The 25,336-nt window shown below is 68.7% G+C and carries 28 protein-coding genes, 1 other RNA gene and 1 riboswitch; of the genes, 15 read left to right on the top strand and 14 right to left on the bottom strand.

Annotation, left to right across the window (positions count from 1 at the left end; translation table 11 throughout):
• Nucleotides 1–22 precede the first annotated feature (22 nt).
• From AP428_RS09955 to cobA, 5 genes are all read left to right on the top strand, one after another.
• Nucleotides 23–562, top strand: a complete 540-nt coding sequence (locus AP428_RS09955) for a DUF934 domain-containing protein (RefSeq protein ID WP_011545987.1) — start codon at nucleotides 23–25, stop codon at nucleotides 560–562.
• Complete coding sequence (locus tag AP428_RS09950; RefSeq protein WP_011545986.1) at nucleotides 559–1,308, top strand: phosphoadenylyl-sulfate reductase; 750 nt, start codon at nucleotides 559–561, stop codon at nucleotides 1,306–1,308. Before AP428_RS09955 ends, AP428_RS09950 begins: the two co-directional genes overlap by 4 nt.
• Before the next feature lie 76 nt (nucleotides 1,309–1,384).
• Nucleotides 1,385–2,347 (top strand): sulfate adenylyltransferase subunit CysD, encoded by a 963-nt coding sequence (cysD, locus tag AP428_RS09945; RefSeq protein ID WP_006478076.1) that lies wholly within the window; start codon nucleotides 1,385–1,387, stop codon nucleotides 2,345–2,347.
• Nucleotides 2,348–2,369: 22 nt separating this feature from the next.
• Nucleotides 2,370–3,686, top strand: coding sequence for a sulfate adenylyltransferase subunit 1 (locus tag AP428_RS09940; protein ID WP_011545985.1), 1,317 nt, complete (start codon nucleotides 2,370–2,372; stop codon nucleotides 3,684–3,686).
• 60 nt (nucleotides 3,687–3,746) lie between these two features.
• Complete coding sequence (gene cobA, locus AP428_RS09935; RefSeq protein ID WP_011545984.1) at nucleotides 3,747–4,496, top strand: uroporphyrinogen-III C-methyltransferase; 750 nt, start codon at nucleotides 3,747–3,749, stop codon at nucleotides 4,494–4,496.
• Nucleotides 4,497–4,580: 84 nt separating this feature from the next.
• On the opposite strand, the gene AP428_RS09930 is transcribed toward cobA, so the two are convergent.
• From AP428_RS09930 to lptF, 3 genes are read right to left on the bottom strand one after another with little or no spacing between them, the layout of a single operon-like run.
• On the bottom strand, nucleotides 4,581–4,964 hold the full coding sequence (locus AP428_RS09930; RefSeq protein ID WP_011545983.1) for a sirohydrochlorin chelatase: 384 nt from the start codon (nucleotides 4,962–4,964) through the stop codon (nucleotides 4,581–4,583).
• A 25-nt stretch (nucleotides 4,965–4,989) separates the two neighbouring features.
• Entirely contained in the window at nucleotides 4,990–6,138 is a 1,149-nt protein-coding gene (gene lptG, locus AP428_RS09925; RefSeq protein WP_011694364.1) for an LPS export ABC transporter permease LptG, read from the bottom strand.
• A gap of 3 nt (nucleotides 6,139–6,141) precedes the next feature.
• On the bottom strand, nucleotides 6,142–7,236 hold the full coding sequence (gene lptF / locus AP428_RS09920) for an LPS export ABC transporter permease LptF (protein WP_011694363.1): 1,095 nt from the start codon (nucleotides 7,234–7,236) through the stop codon (nucleotides 6,142–6,144).
• A 122-nt stretch (nucleotides 7,237–7,358) separates the two neighbouring features.
• Between lptF and AP428_RS09915 the strand changes: the two genes are divergently transcribed.
• The 3 genes from AP428_RS09915 to AP428_RS09905 are packed head-to-tail and all read left to right on the top strand — an operon-like array spanning nucleotide 7,359 to nucleotide 10,102.
• Nucleotides 7,359–8,870, top strand: a complete 1,512-nt coding sequence (locus tag AP428_RS09915; RefSeq protein WP_054928041.1) for a leucyl aminopeptidase — start codon at nucleotides 7,359–7,361, stop codon at nucleotides 8,868–8,870.
• Nucleotides 8,871–8,904: 34 nt separating this feature from the next.
• Nucleotides 8,905–9,321: a DNA polymerase III subunit chi gene (locus AP428_RS09910; protein WP_006478083.1), complete on the top strand. Its 417-nt coding sequence runs from the start codon at nucleotides 8,905–8,907 to the stop codon at nucleotides 9,319–9,321.
• A gap of 25 nt (nucleotides 9,322–9,346) precedes the next feature.
• On the top strand, nucleotides 9,347–10,102 hold the full coding sequence (locus AP428_RS09905) for a DUF2486 family protein (RefSeq protein WP_011545979.1): 756 nt from the start codon (nucleotides 9,347–9,349) through the stop codon (nucleotides 10,100–10,102).
• Between the two features lie 147 nt (nucleotides 10,103–10,249).
• Here AP428_RS09905 and AP428_RS09900 read toward each other — a convergent pair whose 3' ends face one another.
• On the bottom strand, nucleotides 10,250–10,576 hold the full coding sequence (locus AP428_RS09900) for a c-type cytochrome (RefSeq protein WP_006478085.1): 327 nt from the start codon (nucleotides 10,574–10,576) through the stop codon (nucleotides 10,250–10,252).
• A gap of 124 nt (nucleotides 10,577–10,700) precedes the next feature.
• Nucleotides 10,701–12,374: a dihydroxy-acid dehydratase gene (ilvD, locus tag AP428_RS09895; protein ID WP_011694362.1), complete on the bottom strand. Its 1,674-nt coding sequence runs from the start codon at nucleotides 12,372–12,374 to the stop codon at nucleotides 10,701–10,703.
• Nucleotides 12,375–12,510: 136 nt separating this feature from the next.
• Here ilvD and AP428_RS09890 point away from each other — a divergent pair, with 136 nt between their 5' ends.
• Together AP428_RS09890 and lgt are read left to right on the top strand one after the other, a co-directional pair.
• Complete coding sequence (locus tag AP428_RS09890; protein ID WP_006478087.1) at nucleotides 12,511–13,425, top strand: LysR substrate-binding domain-containing protein; 915 nt, start codon at nucleotides 12,511–12,513, stop codon at nucleotides 13,423–13,425.
• Between the two features lie 89 nt (nucleotides 13,426–13,514).
• Nucleotides 13,515–14,405: a prolipoprotein diacylglyceryl transferase gene (lgt, locus tag AP428_RS09885; RefSeq protein WP_011545976.1), complete on the top strand. Its 891-nt coding sequence runs from the start codon at nucleotides 13,515–13,517 to the stop codon at nucleotides 14,403–14,405.
• A gap of 149 nt (nucleotides 14,406–14,554) precedes the next feature.
• Here the strand turns inward: lgt and AP428_RS09880 are convergent, their stop codons facing one another.
• From AP428_RS09880 to AP428_RS09865, 5 genes are all read right to left on the bottom strand, one after another.
• Entirely contained in the window at nucleotides 14,555–15,295 is a 741-nt protein-coding gene (locus AP428_RS09880) for an SIMPL domain-containing protein (protein ID WP_011545975.1), read from the bottom strand.
• Between the two features lie 180 nt (nucleotides 15,296–15,475).
• Nucleotides 15,476–15,937: an EVE domain-containing protein gene (locus AP428_RS09875; protein WP_006478090.1), complete on the bottom strand. Its 462-nt coding sequence runs from the start codon at nucleotides 15,935–15,937 to the stop codon at nucleotides 15,476–15,478.
• Between the two features lie 70 nt (nucleotides 15,938–16,007).
• Nucleotides 16,008–16,189: non-coding RNA, 6S RNA (gene ssrS / locus AP428_RS34345), on the bottom strand.
• An 81-nt stretch (nucleotides 16,190–16,270) separates the two neighbouring features.
• A complete protein-coding gene (locus AP428_RS09870) occupies nucleotides 16,271–16,585 on the bottom strand; it encodes a cell division protein ZapA (RefSeq protein ID WP_006478091.1) in 315 nt (104 codons plus the stop codon).
• Nucleotides 16,582–16,932: an ATPase gene (locus tag AP428_RS09865; protein ID WP_006478092.1), complete on the bottom strand. Its 351-nt coding sequence runs from the start codon at nucleotides 16,930–16,932 to the stop codon at nucleotides 16,582–16,584. The genes AP428_RS09870 and AP428_RS09865 overlap by 4 nt, the downstream gene beginning before the upstream one ends.
• Nucleotides 16,933–17,086: 154 nt before the next feature.
• Nucleotides 17,087–17,336: riboswitch (cobalamin riboswitch) on the top strand.
• Between the two features lie 41 nt (nucleotides 17,337–17,377).
• Between AP428_RS09865 and AP428_RS09860 the strand changes: the two genes are divergently transcribed.
• From AP428_RS09860 to cobC, 5 genes are all read left to right on the top strand, one after another.
• Complete coding sequence (locus tag AP428_RS09860) at nucleotides 17,378–18,493, top strand: iron ABC transporter permease (protein ID WP_011545974.1); 1,116 nt, start codon at nucleotides 17,378–17,380, stop codon at nucleotides 18,491–18,493.
• A complete protein-coding gene (locus AP428_RS09855) occupies nucleotides 18,490–19,308 on the top strand; it encodes an ABC transporter ATP-binding protein (RefSeq protein WP_011545973.1) in 819 nt (272 codons plus the stop codon). Before AP428_RS09860 ends, AP428_RS09855 begins: the two co-directional genes overlap by 4 nt.
• Nucleotides 19,309–19,369: 61 nt before the next feature.
• On the top strand, nucleotides 19,370–20,425 hold the full coding sequence (cobT, locus tag AP428_RS09850) for a nicotinate-nucleotide--dimethylbenzimidazole phosphoribosyltransferase (RefSeq protein ID WP_011694361.1): 1,056 nt from the start codon (nucleotides 19,370–19,372) through the stop codon (nucleotides 20,423–20,425).
• A 13-nt stretch (nucleotides 20,426–20,438) separates the two neighbouring features.
• The gene (locus tag AP428_RS09845) at nucleotides 20,439–21,191 is read left to right on the top strand and encodes an adenosylcobinamide-GDP ribazoletransferase (protein WP_011545971.1); all 753 of its coding nucleotides are present in this window, start codon (nucleotides 20,439–20,441) and stop codon (nucleotides 21,189–21,191) included.
• A complete protein-coding gene (cobC, locus tag AP428_RS09840) occupies nucleotides 21,176–21,760 on the top strand; it encodes an alpha-ribazole phosphatase (RefSeq protein ID WP_011545970.1) in 585 nt (194 codons plus the stop codon). The genes AP428_RS09845 and cobC overlap by 16 nt, the downstream gene beginning before the upstream one ends.
• 111 nt (nucleotides 21,761–21,871) lie before the next feature.
• On the opposite strand, the gene AP428_RS09835 is transcribed toward cobC, so the two are convergent.
• From AP428_RS09835 to cobU, 4 genes are read right to left on the bottom strand one after another with little or no spacing between them, the layout of a single operon-like run.
• Nucleotides 21,872–22,789, bottom strand: coding sequence for a cobalamin-binding protein (locus tag AP428_RS09835; RefSeq protein WP_011545969.1), 918 nt, complete (start codon nucleotides 22,787–22,789; stop codon nucleotides 21,872–21,874).
• A complete protein-coding gene (gene cobD / locus AP428_RS09830; protein ID WP_011545968.1) occupies nucleotides 22,786–23,802 on the bottom strand; it encodes a threonine-phosphate decarboxylase CobD in 1,017 nt (338 codons plus the stop codon). Before cobD ends, AP428_RS09835 begins: the two co-directional genes overlap by 4 nt.
• Nucleotides 23,795–24,739 (bottom strand): adenosylcobinamide-phosphate synthase CbiB, encoded by a 945-nt coding sequence (cbiB, locus tag AP428_RS09825; protein ID WP_041489237.1) that lies wholly within the window; start codon nucleotides 24,737–24,739, stop codon nucleotides 23,795–23,797. Before cbiB ends, cobD begins: the two co-directional genes overlap by 8 nt.
• Nucleotides 24,733–25,287, bottom strand: coding sequence for a bifunctional adenosylcobinamide kinase/adenosylcobinamide-phosphate guanylyltransferase (cobU, locus tag AP428_RS09820; protein ID WP_011545966.1), 555 nt, complete (start codon nucleotides 25,285–25,287; stop codon nucleotides 24,733–24,735). The genes cbiB and cobU overlap by 7 nt, the downstream gene beginning before the upstream one ends.
• Between the last annotated feature and the right edge of the window lie 49 nt (nucleotides 25,288–25,336).

Below are 25,336 nucleotides of genomic sequence, written 5' to 3'. Positions count from 1 at the left end.
ACCGGGTAGAGGGAATTTGCAGATGGCTTCGATTATCAAGAACCGCGCAGTGATCGACGACGCATGGCAGGTCGTACGCGCGGCGGAAGACGGTACGCTGCCCGCGGTCGACGCATTGCCGGCCGGCAAGGTGCTGGTGCCGTTCGCGTTGTGGCAGGCCGGGCGCGCGGCGCTCGTCGCCGCGAAGACGAAGGACGAACTCGGCGTGTGGCTCGCGCCGGACAGCGAACCGGCCAATCTCGTGGCCGACTTCGGCGCGATCTCGCTGATCGCCGTCGACTTCCCGCGCTTCGCGGACGGCCGCGGCTACAGCATCGCGCGCCTGCTGCGCGAGCGTCATGGCTGGACCGGCGAGCTGCGCGCGATCGGCGACGTGCTGCGCGACCAGTTGCTGTACATGTCGCGTTGCGGCTTCGACGCGTTCGCGGTGCGTGCCGACAAGGACATCCACGACGCGCTGAATGCGTTCACGGAATTCACGCAGCGTTACCAGGGCGCGTTCGACGAGCCGGCGCCGCTGTTCCGCCGCCGCGAGGCGGCTGCCGCCAAGGTGAGCGCATGAGCACCGCGACCGCCCCCGCGCTGACGCCGGAACTCGCCGCCAAGGTCGAGCGCCTCGACGCGCTGCTCGCGCAGATCGGCGAGCGTCACGACAAGGTGAAGTTCGCGAGCAGCCTCGCCGCGGAAGACATGCTGCTCACGCACGCGATCCTGTCGAAGGGCGTGTCGATCGGCATCTTCTCGCTGAACACGGGCCGCCTGCACGCGGAGACGCTCGGCATGATCGACCGCGTGCGCGAGCGCTACGGCTACGAGATCGAGCAGTTCCACCCGCGGCAGGACGCGGTCGACCAGTATGTCGCCGAGCACGGCCTGAACGCGTTCTACGAGAGCGTCGAGCTGCGCAAGTCGTGCTGCCACATCCGCAAGGTCGAGCCGCTGAACCGCGCGCTGGCCGACGTCGGCGCGTGGGTGACGGGCCAGCGCCGCGAGCAGTCGGTCACGCGCGCGGAGCTGCACGAGGAAGAACAGGACGAAGCGCGCGGGATCGCGAAGTACAACCCGCTCGCCGACTGGACGGAAGCCGACGTGTGGGCGTACCTTAAGGCGTTTGACGTGCCGGTCAACCCGCTGCATGCGCGCGGCTATCCGAGCATCGGCTGCGAGCCGTGCACGCGCGCGATCCGTCCCGGCGAGGACAGCCGCGCGGGCCGCTGGTGGTGGGAGTCGCGCGACACGAAGGAATGCGGGCTGCACATCACGATCACGCCGATTCCCGCGGATGCCGAAGCCGGCGCCGCGCACTGAACGCCCGATAAGAAACTGAATATTGCGCCGCCTGCGACAGCGGGCGGCACGAACCCAGAAGAGAAGGACTGAAATCATGAGCACGACGCTCGAGCAATCCGCCTTTGCCCCGCCCACCGGCGCCGACAGCCGCATGGGCCACCTCGACTGGCTCGAAGCCGAGTCGATCCACATCCTGCGCGAACTGGTTGCGGAATGCAGCAAGCCGGCGCTGTTGTTCTCGGGCGGCAAGGATTCGGTCGTCGTGCTGCATCTGGCGCTGAAGGCGTTCGGCCTCGGCGCGAACCGCAAGACGACGCTGCCGTTCCCGCTCGTGCACATCGACACGGGCCACAACTACGAGGAAGTGATCGACTTCCGCGACCGCCGTGCGCAAGAGCTCGGCGCCGAGCTGGTGGTCGGTCACGTCGAGGATTCGATCAAGCGCGGCACGGTCGTGCTGCGCCGCGAGACCGATTCGCGCAACGCCGCGCAGGCCGTCACGCTGCTCGAGACGATCGAACAGCACGGCTACACGGCGCTGATCGGCGGCGCGCGCCGCGACGAAGAGAAGGCCCGCGCGAAGGAGCGGATCTTCTCGTTCCGCGACGAATTCGGCCAGTGGGACCCGAAGGCGCAGCGCCCGGAACTGTGGAGCCTGTACAACGCCCGCCTGCACAAGGGCGAGCATCTGCGCGTGTTCCCGATCTCGAACTGGACCGAGCTCGACGTGTGGCAGTACATCGCGCGCGAGAACCTCGAACTGCCGTCGATCTATTACGCGCACCAGCGCGAGATCGTGCGCCGCAACGGGCTGCTCGTGCCGGTCACGCCGCTCACGCCGATGCGTGACGGCGAGACGAGCGAGCTGGCGCAGGTGCGCTTCCGCACGGTCGGCGACATCAGCTGCACGTGCCCGGTCGAGAGCGACGCGGACGACGTCGAGAAGATCATCGCCGAGACGGCGGTGACCGAGATCACCGAGCGCGGCGCGACCCGGATGGACGACCAGGCCTCCGAAGCCGCGATGGAACAGCGCAAGAAGCAAGGTTATTTCTGAAGCACACGAGGACATTCACATCATGAGCATCATCGAGAACACCGAAGACCTCGGCGTGTTGCGTTTCATCACCGCGGGCAGCGTCGACGACGGCAAGAGCACGCTGATCGGCCGCCTGCTGTACGACAGCAAGGCCGTGCTGTCCGACCAGCTGTCCGCGCTGTCGCGCGCGAAGAACAAGCGCACGGTCGGCGACGAGCTGGATCTCGCGCTGCTGACCGACGGCCTCGAAGCCGAGCGCGAGCAGGGCATCACGATCGACGTCGCGTACCGCTACTTCGCGACCGCGAAGCGCAAGTTCATCATCGCCGACACGCCGGGCCACGAGCAGTACACGCGCAACATGGTGACGGGCGCGTCGACCGCGCACGCGGCGATCGTGCTGATCGACGCGACGCGCATCACGGTCGAGAACGGCGTCGTGCAACTGCTGCCGCAGACCAAGCGCCACAGCGCGATCGTCAAGCTGCTCGGCCTGCAGCACGTGATCGTCGCGATCAACAAAATGGACCTCGTCGACTACAGCGAGGCGCGTTTCAACGAGATCCGCGACGCGTACGTCGCGCTCGCGAAGCAGCTCGGCCTGACCGACGTGCGTTTCGTGCCGGTGTCGGCGCTGAAGGGCGACAACATCGTCGGCGCGAGCGAGCGGATGCCGTGGTACGCGGGCGAGCCGCTCCTCGACGTGCTCGAGTCGCTGCCGGTCGAGACGCAGGCGCATGACGCGCTGCGCTTCCCGGTGCAGTGGGTCGCGCGCCAGGACGGCAGCTCGGCTGACGATTTCCGCGGTTACATGGGCCGCATCGAGTCGGGCGAAGTGAAGGTCGGCGACGCGATCGTCGTGCTGCCGTCGAACCGCACCGCGACGGTTGCCGAGATCGTCGCGCCGGTGCCGGGCGGCACCGCGGCAGTTCCGCACGCGTTCGCGGGCCAGACGGTGACGATCCGTCTCGAAGAGGACGTCGACGTGTCGCGCGGCGACATGTTCGTCACGACCGCCGAGCCGGTCGAGCCGGCCAAGAAGCTCGAGGCCGACCTGTGCTGGTTCGACGAGGCGCCGCTGTCGCCGCAGCGCAAGTACCTGCTGAAGCAGACCACCAGCACGGTGTTCGCGAAGATCGGCGCGGTCAAGCAGGTGCTCGACGTGCATACGCTGTCGCACGCGACCGACCGTCAGGAACTGAAGATGAACGACATCGGCCGCGTGGCGCTGACGCTGCAAAAGCCGATCGTCTGCGACACGTACGATGCGCACCCCGGTACGGGCGCGTTCGTGCTGATCGACGAGGCGACGCATCACACGGTCGCCGCGGGCATGATCCGCGCGTTCTCGGCGTAATCGTCAATCTGCGCGGCGGCGAACCGGCCGCCGCGGCAGGACCTTAGCGAAGCGACAAACATGGGCAAGGTGTATCTGATCGGAGCAGGACCGGGCGCGGCGGACCTCATCACGGTGCGCGGCATGCGGCTGCTCGAGCAGGCCGACGTCGTGCTGCACGACGCGCTCGTCGAGCCCGCGATGCTCGACTATGCGCCGAACGCGCGCAGGATCGCGGTCGGCAAGCGCTGCGGGCAGCGCTCGACCGCGCAGCATTTCATCAACAAGCAGATCGTCGATGCGGCGCGCGAGCATGCGTGCGTCGTGCGGCTGAAGGGCGGCGATCCGATGCTGTTCGGCCGCGCGGAAGAGGAAATGCGCGCGCTGGAAGCGGCCGGCATCGACTACGAGGTCGTGCCGGGCATCACCGCGGCGCTGGCCGGTGCGGCGACGCTCAAGCGTTCGCTGACGTTGCGCGGCGTGTCGCGCAGCGTCGCGTTCGCGACGCACAGCCGCGCGCCGGGCAGCGACGAGATCCGCGAAGCGGCGCGCGCCGATTCGATCGTCTATTACATGGGCCGCGACAGCGCGCCCGGCATCGCGCAGGAACTGATCGACGCCGGCCGTGCGCCGGCGACGCCGGTGGCGATCGTCGAGGCCTGCAGCACCGCACGCGAACGCACGCTGACGCTGACGCTCGCGCAGATGGCGGCCGGCGACGCGCAGGCGTGGCTCGATCCCGCGGAACCGAGCCTGCTGATGATCGGCGATGCGTTCGCCGAACGCGCACGGCAGGCGCAGGCGGGTGCGTCGGTGCGCCATGCCGCCTGAGCGCGGCTCGAACGCGGTCCGAAACGAAAAAAGCGCCGGCAGATGCCGGCGCTTTTTCTTTGGGTGCGGCGAAGGCGCGGGCTGCTACGCGTCGCCGCCGAGCTGGTCGATGCAATAGCGTGCGACCGCGTCGAGCACGCCGTCGTCTTCGCCGACGGCCGTCGCGCAGCGGATCTCGACGCCCGGATGCGCGGCGCGGCATGCATCGACGAGCTGCGGCAGGTCGCGGCGCACGTGGCCACCCTGGCCGAAGAACACGGGCACCACGGTGATGCGCGCGCAGCCGGCCGCGACTTGCGCGGCCACGGCCTCACCGAGCGACGGCGTCATCAGTTCGAGGAACGCGAGCGACACGTGCGTGGCAGGGGAGCCGGCGCCGCGCAGCCGCGCGGCGAGCCGCTCGAACGGCTCGGCCCAGCGCGGGTCGCGGGCGCCGTGGCCGAACAGGACGATACCGTGCGAACTCATGTGGAAGCCTCCGTCGTGACGACGCTCAGTGCCGGTCGACCCACTTGAGCGCGAACAGGCCGAGCGCGAGATAGATGAGGCCCGGCGTCGCGGCGGTGAGCGGCGCGGGCCACGTATTCAGCGTGCCGATGTGCGAGAACAGCGTGTTGAGCAGCTGGAAGCTCATGCCGAGCATGATGCCGCCGAACACCTTCACGCCGACCACGCCCGCCCGCGTGTGCAGGTACGCGAACGGCAGCGACAACACGAGCATCACGAACACCGCGAACGGATACAGCAGCTTGCGCCACAGCGCGATGTCGTAGCGCTGCGTGTCCTGCTGGTTCTCGCGCAAGTGCTGGATGTAGCGGAACAGGTTGATGATCGACATGCGCTCCGGCGACACGAGCAGCACCGACAGGATCTGCGGCGTCAGGTCGGAGCGCAGCCGGTATTCGGGCAGCGACACCTGCTGCGACCGGTACACGGGGTTCAGCGCATCGGCCGGCTGGCCGGTGATCGGCTTGATCGGCGTCAGCTCCGTCTCGGTGACGCCCTTCAGCAGCCAGTGGCCGGGCGGCTCGTAGCGGCCCGTCTGCGCGATCCGCACGTTCTGCAGCTGGAATTTCGAGTCGAATTCGTAGATGCGCACGTTGCTGATCGTCGAGTCGGGCGACAGGCTGCCGACGTTGACGAAGCGCGTGACCTGCTCGCCGTTCTCGCGGGCGGCGAGCGTGTCCTTGACCCACACACCGGACTGGAAGTTCGACGACACCGAGGCGCCGAGCGCCTGCAGCCGCACGCGTTCGGACAACTGGTCGGCGTACGGGCCGACGAATTCGCCGATCAGGTAGGTGACGATCACGAGCGGCACGCCGATCTTCAGCAGCGAGCGCAGCGCCTGGTTGGTCGCGAGGCCCGACACGCGGAAGATCGTGAATTCCGAGTTCGCGGCCATCTGCGCGAACACGTAGATCGCGCTGATCAGCGCGGCGACCGGGATGATCTCGTAGAAGCGCGACGGCGTCTGCAGCGCGACGCGCAGCACCGCGTAACCGAACTTGTAGTTGCCGTGCCCGACCGAGTTCAGCTCGCTGATCAGGTCGAAGAAGAAGAACAGACCCGAGAACGCGAACAGGATGAAGACGAACGTGATGTAGATCTGCCGCGCGAAGTATTTTTCATAGAGCCGCATCGATCATGCTCCCGAGCGGCCGAACAGCGCGCGTGTCAACAACGGACGATTGCGCACGCGCAACCAGAAAATGAACGCGACGATCGCCGCGACGACCACATGCAGGCCGACGAGGCCGACGCCGAACGACATCTTGCCCTGCTCGATCTGCGCCTGCACGACGTTCAGCAGGTTCGAGTACGTGAGGTAGATCAGCACGGCCATCACGAGGTTGATCGTGCGGCTGCGGCGCGGGTTCTGGTACGACAGCGGGATGCCGAGCACCATCAGGTTGATCGCGATCAGCGGCAGCCCCGCGCGCCACGCGAATTCCGCGAGATTGTCGCGCGTCGGGTTGCGCAGCAGGTCGGGCGTGGGCGTGCTGTTGGTGGTCTGCACGTTGGTGACCGGCTTGCTCGTGATCTTCACGCCGTAGCGCTCGAACTCCATGATCTTGAAGTTCGGCTGGCCGGGCGTGCCGTCGTAGCGGCGGCCGTCCTCGAGGACGACGAAGCGATCGCCGTCCTTCGAGGTTTCCGTATGGCCCGTTTGCGACACGACCACGTTGACCTTGCCGTTTTCCGTCGACGTGACGAAGACGTTCTGGACCTTGCTCTGGTCCGGCGACATCTTCTCGATGAAGAACACGCGATGGTTCGCGGCCGATTCGCGGAACTGGCCCGGCGCGAGCAGCGAGATTTCGTCGCGCTGCTGGAAGCGCGCGCGGATCATCTTGCTCTGCTGGTTCGACCACGGCCAGCCGACGAACGCGAAGAAGGTGATCAGCAGGATGATCGGCGTGGCGAACACGCCGATCGGCTTGATGAGGCGCGTGAGGCTCACGCCCGACGCGAGCCACACCACCATTTCGGAGTCCCGGTACCACCGGGTCAGCACGAACAGGATCGACACGAACAGCGTGACGACGAGCATCACGGCGAGGTAGCCGATCACGGTCAGGCCGATCAGCACGAGCACGTCCCGCGGATCGATTTCGCCGGACGCGGCGTAGCCGACGATGCGAATCATCATCGTCGTGAGCATGATCGTGAGCAGCACCATGAACACGGCGCCAGCCGTATACGCAAGCTCGCGCTGGAGGGAGCGTTCGAAGATCATTCTTGATGAGAAGAGGGCGGGAGGCTGCGCACGCGTGGTGGAGCGCTCGCGCCGCCACGGGAAAAATAGCGGATAATTGCGGCTTTCATCCTTAGCCCAGATTTTATCCGAGGACAAGCGCGATGGACTTTAGCATAAAAGGCTGTGATTGGAGCAAAGGCGAGGCCAAGGGGTTCCTGACCGGGAAGTCCGACTGCATCGTGCTCGGCATCTTCGAGGCGCAGACCCTGTCGGGCGCGGCGCTCGACATCGACACGGCCACCAAGGGACTGATCTCGCGCGTGGTGAAGGCCGGCGACATGGACGGCAAGCGCGGCAAGACGCTGTTCCTGCACGAAGTGTCGGGCATCGGCGCGTCGCGCGTGCTGCTCGTCGGGCTCGGCAAGCAGGATGCTTTCAATCAGAAAGCCTATAACGATGCGGCGACGACCGCCTGGCGCGCGCTGCTGGCGACCAAGGTCGTCCAGGTCACGTTCTCGCTCGCGCAACTGCCGGTCGACGAGCGCAGCTCCGACTGGGGCGTGCGCGCCGCGATCCTCGCGCTGCGCAACGAGACCTACCGCTTCACGCAGATGAAGAGCAAGCCGGAACCGGCGTCGCACACGCTCAAGCGCGTCGTGTTCAGCGTCGACCCGGCGGACGAAAAGGCCGCGAAGGTCGCGATCAAGCAGGCCGTCGCGCTCGCGAACGGGATGGATCTCACCCGCGACCTCGGTAACCTGCCCGGCAACGTCTGCACGCCGACCTATCTCGGCAACACCGCGAAGAAGATCGCGAAGGATTGGGGCCTGAAGGCCGAAGTCCTCGGGCTCAAGCAGATCCAGGCGCTGAAGATGGGGTCGTTCCTGTCGGTCGCGCGCGCATCGGTCGAGCCGCCGCAGTTCATCGTGCTGCACTACCAGGGCGCCGCCGCGAAGGCCGCGCCGGTCGTGCTGGTCGGCAAGGGCATCACGTTCGACACGGGCGGCATCTCGCTGAAGCCTGGCGAGGGCATGGACGAGATGAAGTACGACATGTGCGGCGCGGGCTCGGTGCTCGGCACGATGCGTGCGGTCGCCGAGATGGGCCTGAAGATCAACGTCGTCGCGATCGTGCCGACCTGCGAGAACATGCCGGGCGGCAATGCGACGAAGCCGGGCGACATCGTCACCAGCATGAAGGGGCTGACGATCGAGGTGCTGAACACCGACGCCGAAGGCCGCCTGATCCTGTGCGACGCACTCACGTACGCCGAGCGCTTCAAGCCGGCCGCCGTGATCGACGTCGCGACGCTGACGGGCGCGTGCGTGATCGCGCTGGGCGGCCACAACAGCGGGCTGTTCTCGACGAACGACGCGCTCGCGGGCGAACTGCTCGACGCGTCGCGCGAGGCGAACGACCCGGCATGGCGCATGCCGCTCGACGACGAGTACCAGGATCAGCTGAAGTCGAATTTCGCGGATCTCGCGAACATCGGCGGGCGCCCGGCCGGCGCCGTGACGGCCGCGTGCTTCCTGTCGCGCTTCACCGAGAGCTATCCGTGGGCCCACCTCGACATCGCGGGCACCGCATGGAAGGGCGGTGCCGCGAAGGGTGCGACGGGCCGTCCGGTGCCGTTGCTCGCGCAGTTCCTGATCGACCGCGCCGGCCAGTGATGGCGGGGCTGACGACGCTGCGGGTGCGCGGGCAATGACGCGGATCGATTTCCACTCGAACGTCGGCGATTCGCTCGCGTACGCGTGCCGGCTGCTGCGCAAGGCCTATCAGGCCGGGCAGCCGGTCGTCGTGCTCGCCGAGCCCGCGCGCCTGCGCGCGCTCGACGAGCGGCTCTGGACGTTCTCGCCGCTCGATTTCATCCCGCATTGCGGCGTCGACAGCGAGCACGCAGCCGGCACGCCGATCGTGCTGGCCGCCGATCTCGATCGTGCACCGCATCATCACGTGCTGCTGAACCTCGGCGCGACCGTGCCCGCGCAGTTCGCCCGCTTCGAGCGCCTGCTCGAAGTGGTCGGCAACGCGCCGGAAGAGCTGGCCGCGGGCCGCGACCGCTACCGGTTCTACCGCGACCGCGGTTACGCGCTGAACAACTACAAGCAGGGCGGCTAGCCGCAACCGTCGACGGAGTGTTCCCGTGACAGAAGCCGATTCATCCTCGATCCCGACACTGACCGACGTGCTGGTGCCGGGCAAGCCGGCGTCGGCGCGTTCGTCCGCGTCCGCCGCGCCCCAACCGCACGACAGCGCGGCCATTCCGGTGCTAACCGACGTGATCGCCCCGGGCGCCGCCGGTGCGGCGCCGGCTGATTTCCGTCAAACCGAAGCCGACCCCGAATCCGTCGTGGTCGAGCCCATCCCCACGCCGCACGTGCCGGCCGTCGAGTTGCCCGGCGACGCGGCGACGGCCGCCGCCGCAGGCGAGACCGATGCACCGGCCGAACCCGGCGCCGCGGAGCACGTGGTCGCAGAAGACGCGGCAGCGATGACGGCGCCGCTGCGCTCGTCGCTGGTCGATGACGACCTGCCGCCGCACACGTTCGCCGCGATTGCGCCCGAAGCGGTTGCGCACGCGCCCGGCACGGCGATGCCGCAGGCGGACCTGCCGAGTGCAGCGCCGCAGCCGGACGCGCAGGCCGCAGCGGGGCTGACGCCGGAAGATGCGCAGCACATCGCCGAACGGCTGCGCAATCGGCTGACGAATTATCTGACCGGTGCGGGGCGCGACGCCATCGAAGCGCGCTGTCGCGATGCGCTGCACGAGCATTCGGCCTGGCTGGTCGGCCAGATCACGCGCGAAGTCGCCCTCGCGCTGGAAACCGAGGTGATGGACTGGGTGCGCGATGCGGTCGATGAAGAGATCGCCCGCCGTCGCGTCGGTCATTCCGGCTGAACGGCCGATCTTTCGCGCTGGCGAAAAAGAGGGGGCGGGTCCGGTAAGGGCTTGCGAAGGCGCCGCAGAGGTGTGGCGCGGCCAGTACCAGGCCGCCTTCTTGCTGCGCACTGCACACGGCGCGGGTACGCCGCGCGAGTATCCGATTCAGCGGACCGACAGCACCCACTGGGCGAGCGTGTGGGCTTCGATGCTCGTCAGTTGCGTATTGGCGGGCATCGGCACGCTGCCCCATACGCCGACGCTGCCTTTTACGATCGATTGCGCCAGATAATCGGCGGCGTCGCCGCGCGCCGCGTACTTGCCGGCGATGTCGTGGAACGACGGGCCCATCAGCGGCTTGCCGATTGCATGGCACGCCATGCAGTTCTTGCGCTGCGCCAGCGCGAGCCCGTCGGTCTGGTCGGCACGCGCCGCCGCCGCGCTGCCGGTCAGCAGCGTGGCGAGCAGCACGCGCAATATCGTCTGTTTCATGCGGTTCTCCGCCGGCGGGGACGGCCGGCTTCATGGTCCGCGCATTATAGAAGCAAAGGGGAAGCACGTTTTGCGCGTTCCCGGCGGCCTCGTTTATCGGGGTCGCATGCCTTGCGGCCCTGCTTCAACCCGTGACCGCCCCCTGGTTCGCCGGTCGTGCGAGCACCGCGAATTTCGCGAGCACCCCGCGCGTATAGCGCGGCGCCGGCTGTCGCCACGCGGCGCGGCGCCGGGCGAGTTCCGCCTCGTCGACGTTCAATTGCAGCAGCAGCCGGTGCGCGTCGATCGTGATCGAATCGCCTTCCTGCACCAGCGCGATCGTGCCGCCGACGAACGCTTCCGGCGCGACGTGGCCGACCACCATGCCCCAGGTGCCGCCCGAGAAGCGTCCGTCCGTGATGAAGCCGACCGATTCGCCGAGTCCCTTGCCGATGATCGCGGAAGTTGGCGCGAGCATTTCCGGCATGCCGGGGCCGCCCTGCGGGCCGAGGTAGCGCAGCACGAGGATGTCGCCCGCGCGAATCCGGTCGCCGAGGATCGCGTCCATCGCGCTCTGTTCGTCGTCGAACACGCGCGCCGGGCCCGTGATCACCGGGTTCTTCAGGCCGGTGATCTTCGCGACCGCGCCGTCTTCCGCGAGATTGCCCTTCAGGATCGCCAGGTGGCCTTCCTTGTACAGTGCGCGGTCGATCGGGAAGATCACATGCTGGTCCGCGCGCGGCACGGCCGGCACGTCCTTCAGCTCGTCGGCGATCGTGCGGCCGGTGATCGTCAGGCAGTCGCCGTGCAGCAGCCCCGCATCGAGCAGGATCTTCAGCACCTGCGGAATCCCGCCGGCCCGGTGTAGGTCGGTCGCGACGTATTGTCCCGACGGCTTCAGGTCGCAGATCACCGGCACGCGCTTGCGAATGCGCTCGAAGTCGTCGATCGTCCAGTCGACTTCGGCCGCGTGCGCGATCGCGAGATAGTGCAGCACCGCATTGGTCGAGCCGCCGGTGGCCATGATCACCGACACCGCGTTCTCGATGGATTCCTTCGTGATGATGTCGCGCGGCTTCAGGTCGCGCTTCACCGCCTCGACCAGCACGCGTGCCGATTCGGCGGCCGAATCGACTTTTTCCTGGTCGGGGTTCGCCATCGTCGACGAATACAGCAGCGACATCCCGAGCGCCTCGAACGACGAACTCATCGTGTTCGCGGTGTACATGCCGCCGCACGAACCCGACGTCGGGCACGCATTCTTCTCGACGCCTTCGAAGTCTTCCTGCGACATCCGGCCCGCGGTGAATTCGCCGACGGCCTCGAACGACGACACGATCGTCAGGTCGCGGCCCTTCCAGTTGCCCGGGCGGATCGTGCCGCCGTACACGTAGATGCCCGGCACGTTCAGGCGTGCGAGCGCGATCATGCCGCCGGGCATGTTCTTGTCGCAGCCGCCGACCACCACCACGCCGTCCATCCACTGGCCCTGCACGCAGGTCTCGATGCAGTCGGCGATCACTTCGCGCGACACGAGCGAGTACTTCATCCCTTCGGTGCCCATCGACATGCCGTCCGAAATCGTCGGCGTGCCGAAGATCTGCGGGTTCGCGCCGGCCGCCTTCACGGCATCCACGGCCGCGTCCGACAGGCGCTGCAGGCCGGAATTGCACGGCGTGATCGTCGAGTGGCCGTTCGCGACGCCGACCATCGGCTTGTCGAAATCGTCCTTCTGGTAGCCGAGGGCGTAATACATCGACCGGTTTGGCGAACGGGCCACGCCTTGCGTGATGTTTTTAGAGCGGCGGTTGTACGACATGGGGAGCTCCATCGTTGTTTTGGCGACGCCGGCGCGACCGGTGCGCCGGGTGGATCAACCAAGCATGGAGTTTCAGTTATCGGATGTCCAATATATTATTTGTCGCTTATTAAGTCGTTTTACGAATGAGTCGAGCATGGCCGATCCCACCCCCGACCTGCGCCAGTGGCGCTATTTCGTCACCGTCGCCGACGAGCGCCATTTCGGCCGCGCGGCCGAGCGCCTGTCGATGACGCAGCCGCCGCTGTCGCAGGCGATTCGCGCGCTGGAGGACGCGCTGGGGGTCGCGCTGTTCGTGCGCACCAAGCGCTCGGTGGCGCTGACGGCGGTCGGCGCGGCGCTGCTGCCGGACGTGCGCCGGCTGCTGGCGTCGGCCGACGCGCTGCCGCCGCTCGCGCGGCGGCTCGCACGCGGCGAGGCCGGCTCGCTGTCGCTCGCGTTCGTGTCGACCGCCGACTACGGGCTCTTGCCGTCGTTGCTGCGTGCGTTCGGCGCGCGCTATCCGCAGGTGCGGCTGCAACTTGCGGAAGCGACGAGCGACGTGCAGATCGACGAACTCGTCGCCGGGCGCATCGATGCCGGGCTCGTGATTCCACCCGTGCCGCCGCGACACGCGGCCGGGCTGTCGTACCTGCCGGTGGTGCGCGAACCGCTGGTGGTCGCGATGCCGGCCGGGGCATCCGATGCGCCGGAGGACGCGCCCGTGCAGCTCGCCGAGGTTGCCGCGTTGCCGCTCGTGATCTTCCCGCGTCGTTTGGCGCCCGGCTTTTATGACATCATTACGGGCTGCTACGGCGCGGCGGGGGAAACCCCCCACATCGGCCAGGAGGCGATCCAGATGCAGACGATCGTCAGCCTCGTGTCGGCCGGCATGGGCGTCGCACTGGTGCCGCAATCGCTGCGTAACCTGCGGCGCACCGGCGTGGTCTACCGGCCGCTCGCCGGCCCTGCGCCGGTCGTCGAGACGGGCCTCGTGTGGCGCACCGGCGACGTGAGCCCCGTGCTCGCCGGCTTCATCGACGTCGTGCGCGCGCAAGGTCTTGCCGCGTGACGTGAACGATGGCGTGCGCGCCCCGTCCAACGCGCGGTGCCGCACATGTGCGACGGCCGTACCGTATTCGAAAACTTCTTCGCTAACCCATGATCATTCACCCGAATTTCGACCCCGTTGCGATCCATCTCGGGCCGCTGGCCGTGCGCTGGTATGGCCTCATGTATCTCGTCGGCTTCATCGCGGCAATCGTCGTCGGCCGGATCCGCCTGAAGCTGCCGTACGTCGCGGCGCAGGGCTGGACCGCGAAGGACATCGACGACATGATGTTCTACGGCGTGCTCGGCACCGTGCTCGGCGGCCGGCTCGGCTACGTGCTGTTCTACAAGGCCGATTTCTATTTCTCGCATCCGCTCGACGTGTTCAAGGTGTGGGAAGGCGGCATGTCGTTTCACGGCGGCTTCCTCGGCGTGACGCTCGCGATGATGCTGTTCGCGTGGCAGCGCAAGCGCCACTGGCTGCAGGTCACCGATTTCGTCGCGCCGATGGTGCCGTTGGGGCTCGCGGCCGGGCGGCTCGGCAACTTCATCAACGGCGAACTGTGGGGCCGCGTGACCGATCCGACGGCGCCGTGGGCGATGCTGTTCCCGGGCGCGATGCGCGACGATGCGGCGTGGCTGCCGAAACATCCGGAACTCGTCGAGAAGTGGCATCTCGCCGACGTGTTCATGCAATACCAGATGCTGCCGCGCCATCCTTCGCAGCTCTATGAAATCGCGCTCGAAGGTATCGCGCTGTTCTTCGTGCTGTTCCTGTTCGCGCGCAAGCCGCGGCCGATGGGCGCGATATCCGCGCTGTTCCTGATCGGTTATGGCCTCGCACGTTTCACGGTCGAGTTCGCGCGCGAGCCCGACGACTTCCTCGGCCTGCTCGCACTCGGCCTGTCGATGGGGCAGTGGCTGTCGTTGCCGATGATCCTCGCCGGTATCGCGATGATGGTCTGGGCGTATCGGCGTCGCGCGGCGAATGCGGCTGCTTGAAGTGACTACATGAAGTGGCTGCATGAGGTGGCCGCATGACGCAGTAGCGATGCACGTGCGCCTGGCACGCGCATCGGTCACCCCGATGCACATGAAAACGCCGGCCCTCGGGCCGGCGTTTTTCGTTTCCGACGACTGCGCGATGTGCGTTACTTCATCTGCACCGAGCCGTTGACGGTGACCGACACGGTGGCCTTGCCGCCTTCGACCGCGATCGGCGCGCTCATCTTCGCGCTGTCCATCGGCGCCGCGGCCATCGCCATCATGCGCGGGTACGGCTGCACGTTGCGGCCGCTGCCGACGTTCACGTCGCGGATCGTGTAGCTGCTGTAGCCGAACGCCTTCGCGGCTTCGTCCGCGCGGGCGCGGAACGACTTGATCGCTTCGGTCGTGAGCTTCTGCTCGGCCGTGCGCTGTGCTTCCGGCGACAGCGAGAATTCGACGTTCGCGACCTGCATCAGGTTCGACAACTGGCCCGCCAGCTTCGACGCCGCGGCGAAATCGCGCGATTCGAGCGCGACCTCGGTGCGGCCGCGCCATGCGGAGATCTTGCCGTCGCGATCGGTGCTCGGATACACGGAGAACGCGCCCGTGTGCGCGGTGACGCCCGACACGCCCTTCGCCTGCGACAGCGCCGCATCCGCGCGCTGGTTCAACTGCGCGGTGAGGCTGCCCGGGTCCTTGGCCTGCTGCTCGTAGAACAGCGTGATGTGGATGATGTCCTGCGGCACGTCGGCACTGGCCTGCGACGAAAGCGACAGCACGCCCGCCGGCTCCGGAAAGTGCGGATTCGCCGCCTGCGCGTGCGCGGCGGGCGACGCGAGCGTCAGCGCGACGGGAACGGCGGCGGCGAGGGCGAGCGACAGCGCGAGTGCGGATTTCTTGGTCATTGTTGGACTCCTTGTGCGAGGGCGCGCACGCGGATCACGCGTGCGCGACGCGGGCGTACCGCGCGACGAAAAAACGACAGCCGGCCCGATTGGCCGACAGCGGTTGCTTAGGCTGCGCGAATGCTTCGCGAGTTCCGTTACGGCAACGCGTACTGACCGGATTTGACGTTTGGCGCGCGCCTACTTCATCAACTTTTCGGTGATGAATCGCCATTCCGCCCGCGTGACGGGCGTGATCGACAGCCGGTTGCCGCGCGCGAGCACGCGCATGTCGGCGAGCTCGTCGTGTTCGCGCAGCGCGGCGAGCGGCACGAGCGGCGACTTCTTCACGAAGCGCACGTCGACGAGCAGCCAGCGTGGCGCTTCCTGCGTCGATTTCGGGTCGTAATAGGGGCTTTTCGGATCGAACTGCGTGGGATCGGGGTAGGGCGTCGACGATACTTCGGCGAGGCCCGCGATGCCCGGCTCGGGGCAACTGGAGTGATAGAACAGCACGCCGTCGCCGATCTTCATCGTGTCGCGCATGAAATTGCGCGCCTGATAGTTGCGCACGCCGGTCCACGGCAGCGAGCGCTGCGGTGCGTTGGCGAGATCGTCGATGCTCGCTTCGTCCGGTTCGGACTTCATCAGCCAGTATTGCATGGTCGTGATCGACGCAGAAAGAGGCTGCTACAAAAGAAAACGGCACCGGGCGTTGCCCGATGCCGTTGGATAGGCCCCCGCCTTGGCCGCTAGGCCGGCATCCTGAACCTGAGGTTCAGAATTGGTCGCAGTTAGCAGCACTTCGGGTACATCAGACAGAGTGACGCGCGCGCCCGTGCTACAAATTTCCGCAACCGTGCACATGGCATTGGTTCAAGGAATATATGACCTTGGCGAACCAGGCAGGGAAGCTGACTGAACTGTGTTTCGATGCGCCAATTTGACCACCGTTGATCGTCGAGATCAAGCGGAATCGACGTATCGTTTGAAACGTTACTGCGTCTCGTGCTGTGCGAGCACCGCGCCGAGCTGTTCGTTCATCTGGTGCATTGTACGACGGATTTCCTCGGCCGGAAATGCTTCACCGTGCCGCACGCTCGTTTGCAGTCGCAGCAATTCCGATGCGAGGGACAGCGCCGCCATCACCGCGATGCGATCGGTGCCGCGCACCGAGCTGTTCGAGCGGATTTTCGACATTTCGGCGTCGACGCGTGCGACCGCTTCGAGCAGCGCCGCTTCGGTCTCGGCCGAACAGGCGAGCCGATAGGGCTGACCGAGAATCGAGACTTCGATCTGCTTGGTGCTCATGCATGTTCTCCGTGGCTGGCCGCGTCATCGCCATCCGTGCGCGCCTGCGCATCGAGCAGGTCGAGCTGGTTGTCGGCTTGCTCCGCGCTCTTCGAGCGCGGCAGCTTTTCGAGAATCGCGTTCAGTTTCACCTGGGCGTCGTCGATCTTCGCCGACAGCGTGTCGCGCTCGGCCGCGAGCGCATTGCGTTCGTCGCGCAGCTGCGCGAGTTCCGCGCGGACCGTGTCCGCTTCCGCGCGCAATTGCGCGACCTGCTCCTCGAGCGCGAGCCGTTCCGAGTGATAGCGCTTGTTCAGCGAAATCAGACGGCCAATATTTTGAGATAGGGTTTCGAGTTCGTTGAGCATTTGCTGCGTCCTCTAAAGACCCAGCATTTTAGCGCGGAATAACGCGCAATCCGACATCTGTAACGTTTCCAGTCGTAACACCCCGGCTTCTTGCCGCGAATAGGCGTGTCCCGCGCCGCGCCGGACGCTTCCTTGACGCTCGCGCGACCGCCTCCTAAACTGGCGCCGCCTCGGTGCTCGCGCGCAGGACGCGCGGTTAAACGGGAAGCAGGGTGCGGGCTCCACGAGCGTGCCAACCTGCGCTGCCCCCGCAACGGTAAGCGGCCGCGTCGTGTGACGCAGGCCGGCTCGGGCGCGTTTCGCGTGCAGGTCGCAGGCGGGCGCGGGCCACTGCGCGTCATCGCGCGGGAAGGCGAGCCGGACCGCCGCCAGCCCGGATACCGGCCGAGACGGGGAGCCCGCACGGGCTTCATGACGCGCGACCTGCGGGGAAGCAGGGCGCGCAATGTTTCACGGAACGTTCTTCGATGCCGACCCCAATCGTCCGCCACGCGCCCCTGTCGCGCCCGGCCGGCTGCCGCAAGCGGATGCGCCGCGCGTCGTGCGCGCGGCCGTGCGCGGCATGAGCGCCGCACGCGCCACCGTCATCTGGGCCGCGCTGGCCGCGTTGGTCGCGCTGCTGTTCGTCGCGTCGCTGTCGATCGGCAGCGTGCCGATGTCGCCGTGGCAGGCGCTCGCATCCCTCGTGCCGCACGGCGGCGACACCCTGTTTGCCGACATCGTCCGGACGCTGCGCCTGCCGCGCGCGCTCGCGGGTTTCGCGTGCGGCGCGCTGCTCGCGCTGGCCGGCGCGTTGTTGCAGGTGCTGCTGCGCAATCCGCTCGCCGAGCCGTACGTGCTGGGTGTGTCCGGCGGCGCGGCCGGCTTCGCGCTCGTCGCGATGATCGCGGGCGGCGCATGGTGGCTCGTCGACGCATCCGCGTTCGCCGGTTCGCTCGTATCGGTCGCGCTGGTGCTCGGTCTCGCGCGGCGCGAGCTGTGGCGGGGCGACTCGCGCGACGCGTCGCCGCGGCTGCTGCTCACCGGCGTCGTGATCGCGGCGGGGTGGGGCGCGCTCGTCACGCTGTTGCTGTCGCTCGCGCCCGACGCGCGGCTGCGCGGCGTCATCTTCTGGCTGACGGGCGACCTGAACGGCGCGACGGCGCCATGGTTCGCGTGGGGCGCGCTGCTGCTGAGCGCAGGCGTCGCGCTGCCGGTCGCGCCGCAACTGAACGTGCTGCTGCGCGGCGACGCGACCGCGCAGGCGCTCGGCGTGCCGGTCGCGCGCCTGCGCGTGCGGATCTATCTCGTCGCGTCGCTGGCCGCCGCGGCTGCCGTGACGACGGCCGGGACGATCGGCTTCGTCGGCCTCGTCGTGCCGCATGCGTTGCGGCTCGCATTCGGCAACGACCAGCGGATGCTGCTGCCGGCCGCGATGCTCGCGGGCGGGGGCGGCGTGATGGCGGCCGACCTGCTCGCGCGTACCGCGATCGCGCCCGCGCAATTGCCGGTCGGCGTGATGACCGCGTTGATCGGCGTGCCGGTGTTCCTGTGGATGTTGCTGAGGAGGCCGATGCGATGACGGGCACCGCGGCACTGAACGCCGCCGCCGGCGACCTGCACTACAGGGCCGTCGACCTGACGCTGAAGGCCGGCGCGCGCACGTTGCTCGACCGCTTCACGCAGGCGTTCCGCCCCGGCGAGATCTGGTGCGTCGCCGGGCCGAACGGTGCGGGCAAGACGACGCTGCTCGCCACGCTCGCGGGATTGCAGCCGCCGGCCGGCGGACACGTCGAGATCGACGGCCGGCCGCTTGCCGCGTGGCGCCCCGAGCCACTCGCGCGGCGCCGCGCGCTGATGCCGCAGCAATTGCACGATGCGTTCAGCGCGACCGTGTTCGACACGGTGCTGCTCAACCGCTTTCCGTATCTCGGCGGCTGGGGCTGGGAGCGCGACGACGACCGCACGGCCGCGCGCGCTGCACTCGCGACGTTCGACCTGAGCCCGCTCGCGTCGCGCGACGTGATGTCGCTGTCGGGCGGCGAGCGGCAGCGGGTCGCGCTGGCCGCGACGCTGTGTCAGGATGCGCCGCTGATGCTGCTCGACGAACCGCTCGCGCATCTCGACCTGCATCACCAGATCGATTGCCTCACTGCGCTGGCCGCCTGGCTCGCGGCAGCCCCGCGCACGATATTGTTTTCGTGTCACGACCTGAATCTCGCGCGGCGCTTCGCGACGCATGCGCTATTGCTCGACGGCCGTGGCCATGCGTCGGCCGGCCTCGTGCACGACGTGTTGACGCCCGAGCGCGCGAGCGACGCGTTCGGCTATCCGCTCGTGCTGATCCGCGAGAACGGCCGCGATGCGCTGCTGCCGGCGTGGCCTGCGCGACAATGACCTTTCCTGTTCCGATTTTTCCGATGCGCGGCGCATGCCGCGCCCACGACCCGGCTCCTCGATGACGACTCCCACCCCATTCCCGCCCGCGATCGCGCCGCTCGACGACGCGCTGCGCAAGCGCCTCCAACATGTGATCGACCACAAGACCAAGCCGCCCGGCAGTCTCGGCCAGCTCGAGGCGCTCGCGCTGCAGATCGGCCTGATCCAGCTAAGCGAGCGGCCGGTCGTGCAGCGTCCGGTGACGATCGTGTTCGCGGGCGATCACGGAATCGCGGCCGAAGGCGTCAGTCCTTATCCGCAGGCGGTGACTGCGCAGATGGTCGCGAACTTCCTGGCCGGCGGTGCGGCGATCAATGCGTTCTCGGGTGTCGCACAGAGCACGCTCGAGATCGTCGATGCGGGCGTCGTATCGCCGCTGCCGGTATCGGACCGGCTGGTGTCGCTGCCGGTCGCGCGCGGCACGCGCAACTTCGCGACGGAGCCGGCGATGACCCGTGAAGAAGCGATGACGGCGCTGGCCGCCGGCGCGGCGCGGGTACGCCTGCACGCGTCGCTCGGCACGAACGTGATCGGTTTCGGCGAGATGGGGATCGCGAACACGTCGTCGGCCGCGTGCCTGATGAGCCGCCTGCTCGACGTGCCGATCGACGCCTGCGTCGGCCGCGGCACGGGCCTCGACGACCAGGGTCTCGCGCACAAGCGCGCGGTGCTCGGCCGCGCGCTCGTCAAGCACTCGCATGCGATCGCGCCGCTCGACGTGCTCGCGACGTTCGGCGGCTTCGAGATCGCGATGATGACGGGCGCGTACCTCGCGGCCGCGAGCGAGCGGATGACGATCCTCGTCGACGGCTTCATCGCGACCGCCGCGCTGCTCGTCGCCGAGCGCATCGCGCCCGGCGTGCGCGACTACTGCGTGTTCTCGCATACGTCGCACGAGGCCGGGCACCGGCGCATGCTCGAGCATTTCGGCGCGAAACCGCTGCTCGCGCTCGACCTGCGGCTCGGCGAAGGCACGGGCGCAGCGCTCGCGCTGCCGCTGGTGCGCGCGGCGGCCGCGTTCCTCAGCGAGATGGCGAGCTTCGAGTCCGCCGGCGTCGACAATCGTGACGCCTGAGCGCGCGCGCGGCATGTGGGCCGAACTGCGCTACTTCTTCGTCGCGCTCGGCTATTTCACGCGCGTGCCCGTGCCGCGCTCGATCGGCTACGCGGCCGGCGATCTCGACCAGGCCGCGCGCTATTTCCCGCTCGTCGGCGCCTGCGTCGGCGCATGGGGCGCGCTCGTCTATCTCGTCGCACTGCGCGTGCTGCCCGCGTCGATCGCGGTCGGGCTGTCGATGGCCGCGACGCTGCTCGCGACCGGCGCTTTCCACGAAGACGGCCTCGCCGACAGCTGCGATGCGTTCGGCGGCGGTTACACGCGCGACGACGTGCTGCGCATCATGCACGATTCGCGGATCGGCACGTTCGGCGCGGTCGCGCTCGTGATCGCGCTCGGCCTGAAATGGCAGGCGCTGGCGGCGATGCTGCCGCTGCGCGCCGCATGGACGATGATCGCCGCGCATGCGGCGAGCCGCGCGATGGCCGTGAGCCTGCTGATGTCGCTCGACTACGTGCGGCCCGAAGGCAAGGCGAAGCCGGTTGCGCAGCGGATGGGCGCACGCGCGGCGTGCGTCGCGGCGGGGTTCGGATTGCCGTGGCTGTTCTGGCCGGACTGGCGCATGGGCGTTGCCGCGTGCGTGGCGCTCATGCTCGTGCGCGCGTGGCTGGCCCGCTATTTCGTGAAGCGGATCGGCGGTTATACGGGCGACTGTCTCGGCTTCACGCAGCAACTGGGCGAACTGACGATCTATCTCGTGGTGCTCGGATGGACATCGTCCTGATCCGCCATCCGGCCGTCGGCATCGAGCCGGGCGTCTGCTACGGGCGCAGCGACGTGCCGCTCGCCGATTCGACCGATGGCGGTGCGCAGGCCGTGCGTGCGCATCTGGCGGAACTCGGTGCGCCGTTACCCGAGCAGGTCTGGACGAGCCCGCTGACGCGCTGCGCATCGATTGCCGAACGGCTCGCGCGGGCTTTCGACGTGCCGTTGCGGCGCGATGCCGACTGGCAGGAAATGGATTTCGGTGCGTGGGAAATGCAGCGCTGGGACGATATCGACCGCGCGGCGCTCGATGCATGGGCGGCCGACCTGATGCATGCGTGCGCGCACGGCGGAGAAAGCGTCGCGCGATTCGTCGCGCGGGTTGCGCGGCGGGCCGATGCGCTTGCGGCATTCGACGGGCCGCAATGGGTCGTCACGCATGCGGGCGTGATCCGCGCATTCGCGTCGCATGTGTTGCGCGTGCCGCTCGATACGCTGCTGTCGCGGCCGGTGCCGACCGGCGGGGTCGTGTGGCTGCGCACGGACGACGACACGCGCACATGGGAAGTCGTGCACTGGGACGCATAGGTGCACTTGCGTCTGCAAGCGAACGACGCGGCACACGGATCGATCTGCGCTCGGCCGCCGGACGCATCCGGCACCGATGCGCGATGAACGCGCGAGCCGCTGCGCGGGAAATCAGCGCACCGGCCGCCGCGCACGCGCGGCATCCAGATCCTCGCACAGCGCGGCCGCACCCTGCGCGATCCGCGGCGATGGCCGCGTCAGCAGATCGCCGTCGATCGCGAACAGGTTGTTGCGCGCCACGGCCGTCAGCGCGGGCCACGCACGCCAGCGCGCGAGGCTCGGCAGCGGTTCGTTCGAACGGGTCGCGCCGGCACTCGTCGTCACGATCGCTTCCGGATTCGCCGCGAGCACGGCCTCGTCGGTCACGGTCGGCGCGAGCGGCTTGAGCGACGCGAATACGTTGCGGCCGCCGCAGAGTTCGAACACTTCGTTGATCAGATGCGTGCCGTTGAGCGTCGTCAGCGGGCGGTCCCACACCTGGAAGAACATCGTGACGGGCGGGCGTGCCGCGTAGCGTGCGCGCAGTGTCGCGATGTCTCGGGTAAAGGCGGCCGCGGCGGCATCGGCAGTCGGTTGCGTGCCGAGCAGCGTGCCGAGCCGGCGCAACGACGACGACACGTCGTCGAGATGCTTCGGTTCGCTGAAGAACAGCGGAATGTGCAGCGCGCGCAGCGCGTCGGTCTGCCGCTCGGCGTTGCCGTGCCGCCACACGACGATCAGGTCGGGCTTCAGCGCGGCGATGCGTTCGAGATCGAGCGCCTTGTTGTCGCCGACGCGTGGCACCGCTTGCGCGGCGGCCGGATAGTCGCTGTACGTGACGGTGCCGACGAGCTTCGCGCCGCCGCCGGCCGCATAGACGAGCTCGGTCGCGTGCGGCGCGAGGCTGATTACGCGCTGGGCAGGCGCGGGTAACGTGACCGTGTTGCCGGCGTCGTCGCGGGTCGTGACGTCGGCGTGGACGAGCGGTGCGTGAGCGAGCGCGGCCAGCAGCGCGGCCGGCGCGAGCCGGCGGAACATGGGGGCGCTCATGCGGATGCCTTCAGCAGCGGCACGCAATGCGCGAGCGCGTCGCCGAGGCGCTGCCATTCGGCTTCGCTCGCCGGCAGGCCGATGCGTACGCTCGACGGCGCCGGGAAGTGCCGCGTCCAGATTCCGCGTGCCGCGAGCGCGGCATGCAGCGCCGCGGCGCGCGGGTCGTCGCTCCAGCTGAAGAGCGGCGTCGCGCGAACCGCGAAGCCGTGCGCACGCAGCAGCGCGGCCAATCGTTCGCCGTCGGCCGCGAGCCGCTCACGGGCGGCAGCTTGCCATGCGCGATCGGCGAACGCCGCGGCGACCGCGTGGCGCGCGGGGCCGCCGACCGTCCACGCGCCGAGCGTGTCGCGCAGCGCGGCGATCAGCGCGGGATGCGTGAGCACGAAGCCCGCGCGAATGCCGGCAAGCCCGAAGAACTTGCCGACCGAGCGCAGCACGACGAGCCCCGGACGATCGACCCGCGGCGCGAGCGAGGGCGCGGCGCCCGTATCGGCGAACGCTTCGTCGACGATCAGCGTGCCGCCGCGTGCCGCCAGTTGCGCATGCCAGCCGAGCAGGCGCGCGGTCGGCACGCACTCGGCCGTCGGATTATTCGGATTCCCGACGATGATGTGGCGCAGCGTTGCGGGCAGCGTATCGGCGTGGATATCGAGCGTGACGACGCGATGGCCGTGGCGCGCGAACGCGGGCGCGTATTCGCCGTACGCGAGCGCCGCGACGCCGGCGTCGCCGGCCGGCAGCAACGCGGGCAACGCGCGGATCGCGGCCTGGCTGCCGGCAACCGGCAGCACGTGCGCGGCATCGGGCGCGTGGTAGTGCTGCGCGGCACAGGCCGCGAGACCGTCGCCGTCGTCGGGCAGCCGGCGCCATGCGTCGGCCGGCACGGGCGGCACCGGGTAGCCGACCGGATTGATGCCGGTCGACAGGTCGAGCCACGCGTCGTACGGAATGCCGTGGCGGCGGGCGGCTTCATGCAGGTTGCCGCCGTGCGCGATGGATGAATCAGACATGATGGGTGGCCATGACGAGTGCGCCGCTCGCGACCAGCAGCGCGAGCCACAGCGCGAGCGTGCGCGTGACCAGCGACAGCGCGGCGACGATGTGAAGGGCGGTGGCCGTGGCCCCGGTGCCGAGCACCGGGCGATCCTCGATTTCGCCGTGATAGACGGCCGGGCCGCCGAGCTGCACGTTCAGGCTGCCGGCGCCCGCGGCCATCACGGGGCCCGCGTTCGGGCTGTCCCAGTGGCGCGCCTGCGTGCGCCAGCAGCGCCACGCGGCTGCCGTGTCGCCGAGCAGCGCGTAGCTCGCGGCGGTGAGCCGCGCGGGAATCCAGTTCAGCGCGTCGTCGATGCGCGCGGCGGCCCAGCCGAAAGTCAGGAAGCGCGGCGTGCGGTAGCCCCACATCGCGTCGAGCGTGTTCGCGAGCCGGAACAGCAGCGCGCCGGGGCCGCCCGCGACGACGAACCAGAAGAGCGCGCCGAAGATCGCGTCGTTGCCGTTCTCGAGCGCCGATTCGACGGCCGCGCGCGACAGCGCTCCTTCGTCGGCCTGGCTCGTGTCGCGCGACACGATGCGCGCGGTCAGCGTGCGCGCCGCGTCGAGGTCGCGCCGCAGCAGCGCGGCGGCGATCGGCGCGACGTGGTCGGCGAGGCTCTTCGCGCCGAGCGCGAACCACAGCAGCGCGACGTGCAGCGCTGCGGCGAACGGCCAGGGCAGCACGGCGACGAGCCATGCCGCGACGGCCACCGGCGGCACGACCGCCGCGAGCCACGCGGCGACGCCGATTACGCGGCCGCGCCGGCCCGTGTTCAGTGCGGCTTCGATGCGCGCGGCGAAGCGGCCGAACGCGACGAGCGGATGCCAGCCGGCCGGCTCGCCGATGGCGCGGTCGACGATCGCGGCCGCGACCGCGAGCATCGCGACGACGGGCAGCGACAGCATCAGCATGACGGCGCGCCTGCCTTGAGGTCGAGCGGCAGCCCGGCGACCAGCAGCGTGACGCGCGTCGCGAGCGCGGCGACGCGCTGGTTCAGGCGCCCGAGCTCGTCGACGTAGCGGCGCGTGACCGACCCGAGCGGCACGACGCCGAGCCCGATCTCGTTGCTGACGACGATCACCTTGGCACGCGCGCCGCGCAGCGCATGTTCGAGCCGCTCGACCTGCGCCGCGTACTGCGCATCGTCGAGCGGTTCGCCGTCGGCGGGACACAGCAGGTTGGTGAGCCACAGCGTCAGGCAGTCGACGAGCAGGCACGCCTGCGAATCGTCGAGCCGCGCGAGCGTGCCCGGGAGATCGACGCTCGCGTCGGCGAAGCCCCAGTCGGCCGGCCGGCGCGCGCGGTGATGCGCGATGCGCTGCGCGAATTCGGCATCGGCGGCGGTCGCGGTCGCGATGTAGGTGACGGGGCGGCCGCTGTCGGCGGCGAGCCGCTCGGCATGCGCGCTCTTGCCCGAGCGCGCGCCGCCGAGGACGAAGGTGAGGTCGTGCGGAATCATCGCGTGATTGTAACGGCGCGGGCGACCCGGCGCGGGCGATAATGCCGCC

This window comes from Burkholderia sp. E168m22 (assembly GCF_001319805.1).
Taxonomy (GTDB): Bacteria; Pseudomonadota; Gammaproteobacteria; order Burkholderiales; family Burkholderiaceae; genus Burkholderia; species Burkholderia orbicola.
Note: the sequence above shows the minus strand (reverse complement) of the source record. Positions and strands in the feature narration are given on the sequence as shown.

Coding starts and splice junctions, on each gene's coding strand:
- AP428_RS09890 (WP_006478087.1), top strand. CDS start 12,511: ATGGCCGATCCCACCCCCGACCTGCGCCAGTGGCGCTATTTCGTCACC.
- cobT (WP_011694361.1), top strand. CDS start 19,370: ATGACGACTCCCACCCCATTCCCGCCCGCGATCGCGCCGCTCGACGAC.
- AP428_RS09955 (WP_011545987.1), top strand. CDS start 23: ATGGCTTCGATTATCAAGAACCGCGCAGTGATCGACGACGCATGGCAG.
- lptG (WP_011694364.1), bottom strand. CDS start 6,138: ATGCGGCTCTATGAAAAATACTTCGCGCGGCAGATCTACATCACGTTC.
- AP428_RS09855 (WP_011545973.1), top strand. CDS start 18,490: ATGACGGGCACCGCGGCACTGAACGCCGCCGCCGGCGACCTGCACTAC.
- AP428_RS09930 (WP_011545983.1), bottom strand. CDS start 4,964: ATGAGTTCGCACGGTATCGTCCTGTTCGGCCACGGCGCCCGCGACCCG.
- AP428_RS09870 (WP_006478091.1), bottom strand. CDS start 16,585: ATGAGCACCAAGCAGATCGAAGTCTCGATTCTCGGTCAGCCCTATCGG.
- cbiB (WP_041489237.1), bottom strand. CDS start 24,739: ATGCTGATGCTGTCGCTGCCCGTCGTCGCGATGCTCGCGGTCGCGGCC.
- ilvD (WP_011694362.1), bottom strand. CDS start 12,374: ATGTCGTACAACCGCCGCTCTAAAAACATCACGCAAGGCGTGGCCCGT.
- AP428_RS09865 (WP_006478092.1), bottom strand. CDS start 16,932: ATGCTCAACGAACTCGAAACCCTATCTCAAAATATTGGCCGTCTGATT.
- AP428_RS09845 (WP_011545971.1), top strand. CDS start 20,439: ATGTGGGCCGAACTGCGCTACTTCTTCGTCGCGCTCGGCTATTTCACG.
- cobD (WP_011545968.1), bottom strand. CDS start 23,802: ATGTCTGATTCATCCATCGCGCACGGCGGCAACCTGCATGAAGCCGCC.
- AP428_RS09875 (WP_006478090.1), bottom strand. CDS start 15,937: ATGCAATACTGGCTGATGAAGTCCGAACCGGACGAAGCGAGCATCGAC.
- AP428_RS09860 (WP_011545974.1), top strand. CDS start 17,378: ATGTTTCACGGAACGTTCTTCGATGCCGACCCCAATCGTCCGCCACGC.
- AP428_RS09900 (WP_006478085.1), bottom strand. CDS start 10,576: ATGAAACAGACGATATTGCGCGTGCTGCTCGCCACGCTGCTGACCGGC.
- cobA (WP_011545984.1), top strand. CDS start 3,747: ATGGGCAAGGTGTATCTGATCGGAGCAGGACCGGGCGCGGCGGACCTC.
- AP428_RS09880 (WP_011545975.1), bottom strand. CDS start 15,295: ATGACCAAGAAATCCGCACTCGCGCTGTCGCTCGCCCTCGCCGCCGCC.
- lgt (WP_011545976.1), top strand. CDS start 13,515: ATGATCATTCACCCGAATTTCGACCCCGTTGCGATCCATCTCGGGCCG.
- AP428_RS09910 (WP_006478083.1), top strand. CDS start 8,905: ATGACGCGGATCGATTTCCACTCGAACGTCGGCGATTCGCTCGCGTAC.
- cobU (WP_011545966.1), bottom strand. CDS start 25,287: ATGATTCCGCACGACCTCACCTTCGTCCTCGGCGGCGCGCGCTCGGGC.
- AP428_RS09950 (WP_011545986.1), top strand. CDS start 559: ATGAGCACCGCGACCGCCCCCGCGCTGACGCCGGAACTCGCCGCCAAG.
- cobC (WP_011545970.1), top strand. CDS start 21,176: ATGGACATCGTCCTGATCCGCCATCCGGCCGTCGGCATCGAGCCGGGC.
- lptF (WP_011694363.1), bottom strand. CDS start 7,236: ATGATCTTCGAACGCTCCCTCCAGCGCGAGCTTGCGTATACGGCTGGC.
- AP428_RS09915 (WP_054928041.1), top strand. CDS start 7,359: ATGGACTTTAGCATAAAAGGCTGTGATTGGAGCAAAGGCGAGGCCAAG.
- AP428_RS09940 (WP_011545985.1), top strand. CDS start 2,370: ATGAGCATCATCGAGAACACCGAAGACCTCGGCGTGTTGCGTTTCATC.
- cysD (WP_006478076.1), top strand. CDS start 1,385: ATGAGCACGACGCTCGAGCAATCCGCCTTTGCCCCGCCCACCGGCGCC.
- AP428_RS09835 (WP_011545969.1), bottom strand. CDS start 22,789: ATGAGCGCCCCCATGTTCCGCCGGCTCGCGCCGGCCGCGCTGCTGGCC.